The following is an 8663-nucleotide window of genomic DNA, read 5'->3' on the forward strand; positions in this document are numbered from 1 at the left end:
GCTGGGAACGGGTACCCCGCCGGTGTGCCTTCGACGACCGCCCGCCAGATCGCCCTCACCCGGCGGGTGGTCCGCCACTCGGTCCACGCGCTGCGCGGGCGCGACCTGTCCCTGTGGGCCGCCGGGCTCACCTTCTTCTCCCTGCTGGCGGGCATCCCGCTGCTGATCGTGGCGTTGCGCGGCGGTGCCGTGCTGGCCGGGGGAGACGCCGTCCGCTCCGCCGCCGCCGACCTCGTCGCAGCCCTGCCTGACGCGCACGACGGGCAGGGCGGGATACCCCGCTTGGTGGACGCGGCGCTCACCTGCTCGTGGGTGGTGGTGCTGGTGGCCTTGGTCCCCGCCACGTTCTACGGCGAGGGGCTGCGCCGGGGGATGCGGCAGCTCGCCGGGTCGCCGGTCGGGCGGATGGCCGGGTGGAAGGGCCGGCTGGGGTTCCTGCCCGTGGTCGCGCTGGGCCCGGTGTTCGTGACCCTGCTCGTCGCCACCGCGCCCGCGGTGCGCCCGCTCTACACCGGACCGCTGCCGGGGCCGGTCTGGGCGGTCATCGCGACCTTCCACGTCACCTGGCTGGTCGTCTCCACGGTGCTGTCGCTGGTGTACACGGTCTACTCGCCGTCCGGCATCCCGGCCACCACGACCATCGCCGCGGGCTTCGGCACCGGCGCGGTGGTGGCGGGGTTCCTGCACGGCTTCTTGGTGTTCCTGGCCATCCCGGTGGACTGGGCGACCCCCTTCGCCGGGGTCGCCGTGGCGGGCACCGGGGTGGCACTGGCCCTGTGGCTCTACCTGCTGCACGTGCTCGTCCTCCTCGGCTACCGGGTGGCGCTGAGCGCGCACGCCGTGCGGGGATGACCGGCAGGGGGCAGGGTGGGGTCCGAACCCCAGGGGAGGAGTGGTCGTGCACGGTTGGCTGCGGTCGCGGTGGCCGGATTCCGTCCCGGTGCGCCCGCTGGACCGCGAGGAGTGGTCCCGCCAGCGCCCCACCTACCGGGAGGCGTCGCCCGCGGTGATCGAGGCGGCCACCAAGCGCGCGCTCGCCCGCCCCGCGGGCAACTGGTTCGTGCTCGCCGCCAGCTCCGCCATCCGCGCCGACCGGCCGTTCGGCACCCACGTCGGCCCGGTCGAGCTCGTGGCCTGGCGCGACCAGGACGGCCGCCTCGTGGTGGGCCCCGGCGCCTGCCCGCACCTGGGCGCGCCGCTGGCCGACGGCCAGGTCGAGTGCGGCACCCTGCTCTGCCGCTGGCACGGCCTGCCGCTCACCGCCGACGGCGGACCGGGCTGGCGCGCGCTGCCCGCGCACGACGACGGCGTGCTGGCCTGGGTGCGCCTCGACGCCCTCGGCGGTGAGCCGCCGCTCGACGCGCCCGTGCTGGGCCCGCGCCCCGACCCGGCGACCGCCATCGCCTCGGTGGCCGAGCTGACGGGGGTGTGCGAGCCGGTGGACATCGTGGCCAACCGGCTCGACCCGTGGCACGGCGCGTGGTTCCACCCGTACTCGTTCTCCCGGCTGACCGTCACCCACGCCCCGCCGGAGGGCGAGGTCCTCGACGCCGAGGACCGCTTCCTCGTCGACGTGACCTTCCAGCTCACCAAGGGCTTGGGCGTGCCGGTCAAGGCGGAGTTCACCTGCCCCGAGCCGCGCACGGTGACGATGCGCATCACCGAGGGGGAGGGCACGGGCAGCGTCGTGGAGACCCACGCCACCCCGCGCCGACCCGGGCCGGACGGGCGCCCGCGCACGTCGGTGGTCGAGGCCGTGGTGGCCACCTCCGAGCGGCCCGGCTTCGCCACGGCGGGCCGGTTCGCACCGCTGCTGCGCCCGCTGATGCGGTGGGGTGCCGCCCGGCTGTGGCGCGACGACCTCGCCTACGCCGAACGCCGCTACGACCTCCGGCAGCGCTGACCGGCCGTCAGGGCCGGGCGAGGAACGTGTACTCGATCCCGCGCTGCCAGCCGTCCATGTCCCGCACCTCGACGTCGCTGAACCCGTTGCGGCGCAACCGGTCGGCGAACTCGGTGGCGTCGTCGAACTCCTTGACGCTGCGCCACAGGTGCCGGTAGAGCGGGGAGAACCCGCCCATGGGGATGATCACGGCCCAGCAGATGCCGTTCCACAGCGCCCGCGCCGCCCGGTTCGCCCCGCGCACGTACTCGTGCACCGCCAGCACGCCCCCGGGCGCCAGCAGCCCCTTGAGCGAGGTGAGCACGGCGTCGGGGTCCGCGAGGTTGCGCACCAGGTACGCGGCGAACACGGCGTCGAACGGGCCTTCGTCCGCGATGTCCTCAGCCCGCCCGTGCCGGAACCGCACGGTGCCCGGCCACGGCTTCTCCCGCGCCTTCGCCAGCATCTGCGCGGACGCGTCCACACCGGTGATGTCGGCCTCCGGCGCCACCTCCAGCAGCGCCGCCGTGGACAACCCCGTGCCGCACCCCACGTCGAGCACCCGCAGCCCGGCGCCGCGGTCGGGCAGGTCGAGCGCCGTCGCGGAGGCCAGCAGGTGCTCGTGGTAGCCGGGGTTGCGGCCGACGAGCTTGTCGTAGTTGCGCGCCTGGGTGTCGAACGCGGACGGCACGCGCTCGCGGCTCATCCCGCCCTTGCCGCTCATCCCGCCTCCCGCACCGCGGCGACGGCCTGCGCGGGCGCGGCCCGCGCCGCGCGCGCCCGGCGGCGGGCCCGCAGCGAGCTGACCAGCGCCGGTCCCGCGACCGACACCCGCTGCCGCAGGCCCACGCGGACCCGGCCCGCGAACACGTCGTGGTCGGCGTCGGCCAACCGGTCCAGGATCGCCGCGTACAGCGCCCGCGCGGTGGCCACGCACGGCCGCGCCACCGGGTCGAGCAGGGGGATGCCCGCGTCCGCGACCCGGTAGACCTCGTGCGCCACCGCGGCCTGGTGGGCCACGGCGCGCCGCACGGCCCCGTCCGCCGACCCGCGGGCGCGGCACCACAGCAGCCGCTCCCGGTCGACGCCGAAGGAGGCCAACTCGTCGGCGGGCAGGTACACCCGACCCCGGTCCAGGTCCTCGGCCACGTCCCGGATGAAGTTGGTCAGCTGGAACGCCTCCCCGAGCGCCGCCGCGTGCGGGGCCACCTCGTCGCGGGGCGCGACCGTGCCGAGCACCGGCAGCACCTGCAGGCCGATGACCTCCGCTGACCCGTGCACGTACTCCTTCAGCTCCGCGCGCGTCGGGTAGTCCGTGGTGTCCAGGTCCATGCGCATGGAGTGCAGGAACGCGGTGAACAGCTCGGAGCGCAGCTCCAGCCTGCGGGCCGTGTCGACGAGCGCGGACACCACGGGGTGGTCGGACCGGCCGTCGCGCAACCCCTCCACCGACACGCGCTCGGCCTCGGTCAGCCGCGCGCGCACCGCCTCGGGTGAGGTGTCCTCCGGCTCGTCCACCACGTCGTCCACCCAGCGGGCGAAGCCGTAGAGGGCGTGCACCGAGGCGCGCCTGGGCACCGGGAGCAGCCGGGTGGCCAGGAAGTAGGTGCGGCCGTGCTCGGCGTTGAGCGCGCGGCAGCGGCGGTAGGCCTCGCGCAGGTCGGGGTCGGTGACACCCGCCGCGTCCAGCTCCCGGGCGGTCACCGGCTGCCCGTCACGCGGTCGGCGGCCAGCTTCCCGGACACCAGCGCGGTCGGCACCCCGACCCCGGGCACCGTGCCCGACCCGGCGAGCACGGCGTTGGCGGTGCTGCGCGGGAAGTTCCCCGGCCGGAACGGGCCGGTCTGGGTGAGCGAGTGCGCGTAGCTGAACGGGGTCCCGTCGGTGAGGCCCATCGCGGCCCACTCGGCGGGGGTCACCAGGTGCGTCGCCTCCACCGAGGCGGCCAACCCGGGGTAGAGCCTGCGCTCGGCCACCGACACCACCTCCTCGGCGTAGGCCTTGCCCTCGCGTTCCCAGTCCAACGCGCCCGCCCGCCGGTTGGGCACGGGCGCGAGCACGTACAGCAGGTCCTTGCCCGCCGGGGCCAGGGCGGGGTCGCTCGCGGTCGGCCGGGTGATGAGCAGCGACGGGTCGCTCATCGTGCGCCCCTCGCGGATGATCTCGGTGAAGGTGCGCTCCCACTCACCGCCGAAGGAGATCGAGTGGTGCGCCGCGTCGGCCCACGTGCGGTCGGTGCCCAGGTGCACCACCACCGCGGACGGGGCGGCGCGCAGCCCGGTGGGCCTGCGCGGTGTCCGCCCGAGGAGGTCGTAGGAGAAGTCGGGTTCCGTGGTGAGGACCACCGCGTCGCACGGGAAGCGCTCACCCCCGGCGGTGGTGACGGCGGTGACCCGGTCGCCCTGCTTCTCCAGCCCGGTCACCCGGCGCTCGTAGGCGAAGGTCACCCCAGCGTCCGCCGCGGCGGCGGCTAGCGCGTCCGGCACGGCCCGCATCCCGCCGCGCGGGAAGTACACGCCCGCGATGGTGTCCATGTAGGCGATCACCGCGTACACCGCGAGCGCCCGCTGCGGCGATTCCCCGGCGTAGAGCGCCTGGAAGCTGAACACCCGCTGCAACCGCTCGTCGGAGACGAACCGGCCGATGGCCTTGTCCAGCCTGCCGAACCCGCCCATGGCCACCAGCCGCGCCAGGTCCCCCGACACCAGCGACAGCGGGGAGTCGAAGTTGGCCGCGATGAACCGGTCGTACTGCACCCGGTAGAGCTTGGTCAGCCACTCGCGCAACCGCAGGTAGCCGCGCTCCTGCTCCGGTCCGCACACCGCCAGCACCTCGGCGGCCATGGCGTCGCGGTCGCTGTGGACGTCCAACCGGGACCCGTCGGCGAAGTGCGCCCGGTACGCCGGGGCCAGCGGCAGCAGGTCCAGCCGCGCCGCCAGCGAGTCGCCCACCGCGGCGAACGCCTCGTCCAGCAGGTCGGGCATGGTCAGCACCGTCGGCCCGGTGTCCACCCGGAACCCGCCCATGTCGTGCCTGCCCGCGCGCCCACCGGGCACCGGCTCGCGCTCGACCACGGTGACCTCGCGTCCCCGGCCCGCCAGGTGCAGCGCCGCCGCCAGCCCGGACAACCCCGCGCCGACCACCACCACCCGGTCGGTCCTGCCCGACACCGTGCGCATCCCCACTCCGTTCACCTCGTCCGGTCGCAGCACACCCGCGCGAGCGCGGTCAGGTGCGCGCGGGCGCGCACGGGGATCGGCGCCGCCGCCAGCGCGGTGAGGCCGCGCTGGAGCCGCTGGTCGATCAGCTGCTCCACGCGCTCGCGCGCACCGGTCTCCTCGATGATCGCCAACCAGCGCAGCACCGCGTCGTCGTCGAGCCGGTCCTGCCCGCCCGCCCGCCGCAGGTCGCGCAGCCGGGCGCGCTGCGCGCCGGTCGCCAGCTCCTCGGCCACCGCCACCACGGTCACCGCCTTGCCCGCCCGCAGGTCGTCGCCCACCGGCTTGCCCGTCACCCCCGGGTCGCCGAACACCCCGAGCACGTCGTCGCGCAGCTGGAACGCCTCGCCCACCGCGTCGCCGTAGGCGCCCAGCGCCCCCAGCACCTCCGCGGGGCACCCGGCCAGGTCCGCGCCCAGCTCCAGCGGCCTGCGCACGGTGTAGTGCCCGGACTTCGCGCGGGCGATGGAGAGCACCCGCTCGACCGAGGTCTCCTGCTCGACGACGTTGAGCAGGTCGCGGAACTGGCCCACCGCCAGCTCCGCGCGCATCCAGTCGTAGCGCGGGGCGGCCCTGGCCACCGCTTCCGCGGGCAGCCCGCTCTCGCGCAGCATCTGCCCCGCCCACACCAGGCACAGGTCACCGGCCAGCACCGCGGCGGACTCACCGAAGCGCTGGGCCGATCCCGGCAGCCCCTCGGCCTGGTGCCACTGGGCGAACATGCTGTGCGCGCTGGGGGCGCCGCGGCGCAGCGCGGACTCGTCCATCACGTCGTCCTGCACCAGGGCGAAGCAGTGCAGCAGCTCGGCGCTGGCCGCCGCGCGCACCGCCGCCGGGTTCTCCTCGGCCCCGCACAACCAGCCGACCAGCACGAACAGCGAGCGCACCTGCTTGCCGCCGCTGGTGGCCGTGCCCAGCACCTTCGCGATCACCCGCGTCTCGTCGTCGAGGTGCTCGCGGTAGCGCCGGTCGAGGAAGTCGCGCAGGTGCGCGGAGGTCCGCGCGCGCACCTGCCGCTGCCAGTCCTCGAACTCGCGCGCCTCCACGTCCTCCGACGCCCCACCGGTTGTCCGGGCCCGAACGGTCCTCGACGTCATGTCCCCTCCCGCACTCGGTCCACTTCCCACAGGCCAGGCGCGCGAAGGAACACCGCCACCGCGCTCGTTCTACCCAACCACGGAATCGACAAACGCGCCGGGCTGTGCGCGGCACCTCCGCGCAGGTGAGAGACGCGTAACGCGCGGTTCACCGTCCCCGGGCGAGGCTCGCGCGGGTGCTCTGCCCGCGCTGGGCGGGGATCGACCGCGCCGCGGGGTGCGCGTCGTTGACGAGCGCGGAGATCGCGTCGACGGCGGTCGAGAGCTGGTGGACGGTGGCGGGCAGCAGGCGCGGGTCGGCGCTCGGGCCGGTGATGTCGTCCTCGGCCGGGTCGTCGGGCCGGGTCGGGCCGCGGTCGCGGATCGCGAGGCGGACCAGTTCCAGCATCGCCGCCCGCCCCCGGCCGGTCTCCAGCGCCCCCAGCCGCCCGGCGCAGCGGGCCAGCTCGGCGAGGGTCACGGTGCGGCGGATCGCGGTGGGGTCCAGGCGCATCGCGCTCGCCGCCTCCAGCCGGGTCATGGTGATGATCACCTCGCCGTCGCGGGCCAGGTCGGCGGTCAGCCTGCGCGTGCGGAACCGGTCGACGTCGAGGCCCGGGCGGGGCACGAACGGCGCGACGTCGCGGTCGACCGGGTCGCCGGGGTCGCAGTCGGTGCCCGCGCTGCTGATCTGCCAGCGGGTGCCCCGCACGCGCCGCAGCCGGGCGCCGAGCATCGCCTGCACCAGCGGTGAGCGGCGCTGGTTGTCGTCGCAGACGACGAGGATCCGGCAGGCGTTCGACGACGTGGTCACGCTTCCTCCAGTGCTGCTGCGGGTGCGGGGTGGGCGGGGGACCGGTGCCGGGCGGGTCCCGGGCGCCGATCGGCGGCGCCCGGGACCCGGTGGGTCAGCTGCCCGCGCCGGGCTCGGGCTCGGTCGAGCTCGACGGCTCCCCGGTCGGCTCCTCAGTCGGCTCCGCCGACGCGCTCGGCTCCTCGGTCGGCTCTTCCGTCGCGCTCGGCTCCTCGGTCGCGCACGGTTCGGTGGGCTCGGTCGGGTCGGTGGGCTCGGTCGGTTCGGTGCTCGCGGACGGCTCAGCGCTGCCCGAGGGCTCGGGGGTCTCCGAGGGCTCGGCGCTGGGGGTCGGCTCCGCCGCCGCCCGCTCGGTGGAGCTGTCCGCCGTGGACGGCGCAGCGCTCGGGGTGTCCGATTCGGAGGGTGGGCAGGTGGGCTCCTCAGTGGACTCGCTGCTGGTGGGCGTCGAGGACCCCGACGGGGTGGACGACTCCGAGGGGTCGGCGGACCCGGTGGTCGCGACCGCCTGCTGGGGCGCCGGGTCCGCGAGCGCCGCGGCGACGCCAGCGAGGGACAGGGCGGCTGAGGCGGTGATGGCTGCGATGACGTGAGCGGTCTTGTGGTGGCGCATCTGGTCGCTTTCTCGCTCGCCGGACAAGGTGAGCAAGAACTACCGCAGCCCGGCGGGGGACAACGAGTCGATCTTGCCGAGCGGGATCGGCGCGGGATGTCCACCGCGCGACAATTGCATTGTGGACGATCTCGACCGTGCTACGTGGACGGAGCCGGTCCCGGTTCCGGTAGCGCGGAGGTGACGCGCCGTGAGCGTTACCGCCAACCTGTCGCACGATCAGGTCGAGCCCATCGGGTTACCCCGACCGTGGTTCCCCGGCCCCTCGGCTCCCGGGGGGCCCGGCGTATGCCGTACGTGCTGGGTGGATGTCCGCATCGGGCCTGGTGATTGGCGGGACAACCAGGTGGCGCAGGGTGAAGCGGCACGCCGTCCGGGTGGTCGTCCACGGGGCTGAGCGGGTCAACCTCGCGGCGAGGGCGCTCCGGGTCGAGAAGTGTCGGCGGAATCCACTCCGCCCCGCGGCCGCCGAATGGACAAACCGTCAAACCACACTTTCGGGTGTGGTCTGGAATCCTGTGGCGCGGACGCCCCTATTCTGCCTGCCATGCAGCCTCGAATTTCCTACCGCGCCGCTGCGACGCACGAGGAGGAGCAATCGATAAACCGGCTGCACGCCCACGGCCTCTACTCCTGGCGCTTCGACGGCAGGCCCGCCGCGGTCGACCACGACCGCAGGCACTGCCCGTGCGCCCTGGCGCGCCCGCACTGCGCGGGCAAGCGCACGGCGTGGCAGACCGTCTGCGAGTTCGGCCGCGAGGTCCTCACCGGCGAGCGCAGGCCCGACGAGTGGTACCGCCGCGACGACCTGGTGGCGATCGTGCACTACCCCGACCGCATGCTCGGGTCCTGGCTGACGACGGCTCTGGGCGCGGCGAAGGCGATCGGGGTCGTGCTCGACATCGACCCGCACTGGGCGCTGCACTCGCCCAACCGCCGCACCACCGCGGTGATCCTCACCAAGCGGGGCATCGACGACCTGCTCCGGCCCGTGCACCTGCCCGCGCAGCACGCCACCAGGTGATCGACCGCGCTGTGATCGACCGCGCTGCCGCCGCCC

Annotated in this window: 9 protein-coding genes; 4 read left to right on the forward strand and 5 right to left on the reverse strand. The window is 75.1% G+C overall.

From position 1 onward, the window contains the following. The first annotated feature begins 24 nt into the window (after nucleotides 1-24). A complete protein-coding gene (locus BJP25_RS10275; RefSeq protein ID WP_084793850.1) occupies nucleotides 25-852 on the forward strand; it encodes a YhjD/YihY/BrkB family envelope integrity protein in 828 nt (275 codons plus the stop codon). Nucleotides 853-898: 46 nt separating this feature from the next. Beyond that, a complete protein-coding gene (locus BJP25_RS10280) occupies nucleotides 899-1903 on the forward strand; it encodes a DUF5914 domain-containing protein (protein ID WP_408607127.1) in 1005 nt (334 codons plus the stop codon). A gap of 7 nt (nucleotides 1904-1910) precedes the next feature. Here BJP25_RS10280 and BJP25_RS10285 read toward each other — a convergent pair whose 3' ends face one another. The 5 genes from BJP25_RS10285 to BJP25_RS33165 all read right to left on the reverse strand — a co-directional run bounded on the left by BJP25_RS10285 (nucleotide 1911) and on the right by BJP25_RS33165 (nucleotide 6990). Beyond that, entirely contained in the window at nucleotides 1911-2606 is a 696-nt protein-coding gene (locus tag BJP25_RS10285) for a class I SAM-dependent methyltransferase (protein WP_075974590.1), read from the reverse strand. Next, entirely contained in the window at nucleotides 2603-3586 is a 984-nt protein-coding gene (locus BJP25_RS10290) for a phytoene/squalene synthase family protein (protein ID WP_075974591.1), read from the reverse strand. Before BJP25_RS10290 ends, BJP25_RS10285 begins: the two co-directional genes overlap by 4 nt. Then, nucleotides 3583-5061 (reverse strand): phytoene desaturase family protein, encoded by a 1479-nt coding sequence (gene crtI, locus BJP25_RS10295; protein WP_075974815.1) that lies wholly within the window; start codon nucleotides 5059-5061, stop codon nucleotides 3583-3585. The genes BJP25_RS10290 and crtI overlap by 4 nt, the downstream gene beginning before the upstream one ends. Before the next feature lie 11 nt (nucleotides 5062-5072). Next, entirely contained in the window at nucleotides 5073-6197 is a 1125-nt protein-coding gene (locus tag BJP25_RS10300; RefSeq protein WP_084793851.1) for a polyprenyl synthetase family protein, read from the reverse strand. Nucleotides 6198-6345: 148 nt separating this feature from the next. Further along, entirely contained in the window at nucleotides 6346-6990 is a 645-nt protein-coding gene (locus tag BJP25_RS33165; RefSeq protein WP_075974593.1) for an arsenate-mycothiol transferase ArsC, read from the reverse strand. A gap of 44 nt (nucleotides 6991-7034) precedes the next feature. Here BJP25_RS33165 and BJP25_RS34080 point away from each other — a divergent pair, with 44 nt between their 5' ends. Further along, nucleotides 7035-7583 (forward strand): hypothetical protein, encoded by a 549-nt coding sequence (locus tag BJP25_RS34080; RefSeq protein ID WP_075974594.1) that lies wholly within the window; start codon nucleotides 7035-7037, stop codon nucleotides 7581-7583. 567 nt (nucleotides 7584-8150) lie between these two features. Further along, nucleotides 8151-8627 carry a hypothetical protein gene (locus BJP25_RS10315; RefSeq protein ID WP_075974595.1) on the forward strand — a complete coding sequence of 159 codons (477 nt, stop codon included), beginning with the start codon at nucleotides 8151-8153 and terminating at the stop codon, nucleotides 8625-8627. The last annotated feature ends 36 nt before the right edge of the window (nucleotides 8628-8663 follow it).

Source organism: Actinokineospora bangkokensis, assembly GCF_001940455.1.
Taxonomy (GTDB): Bacteria; Actinomycetota; Actinomycetes; order Mycobacteriales; family Pseudonocardiaceae; genus Actinokineospora; species Actinokineospora bangkokensis.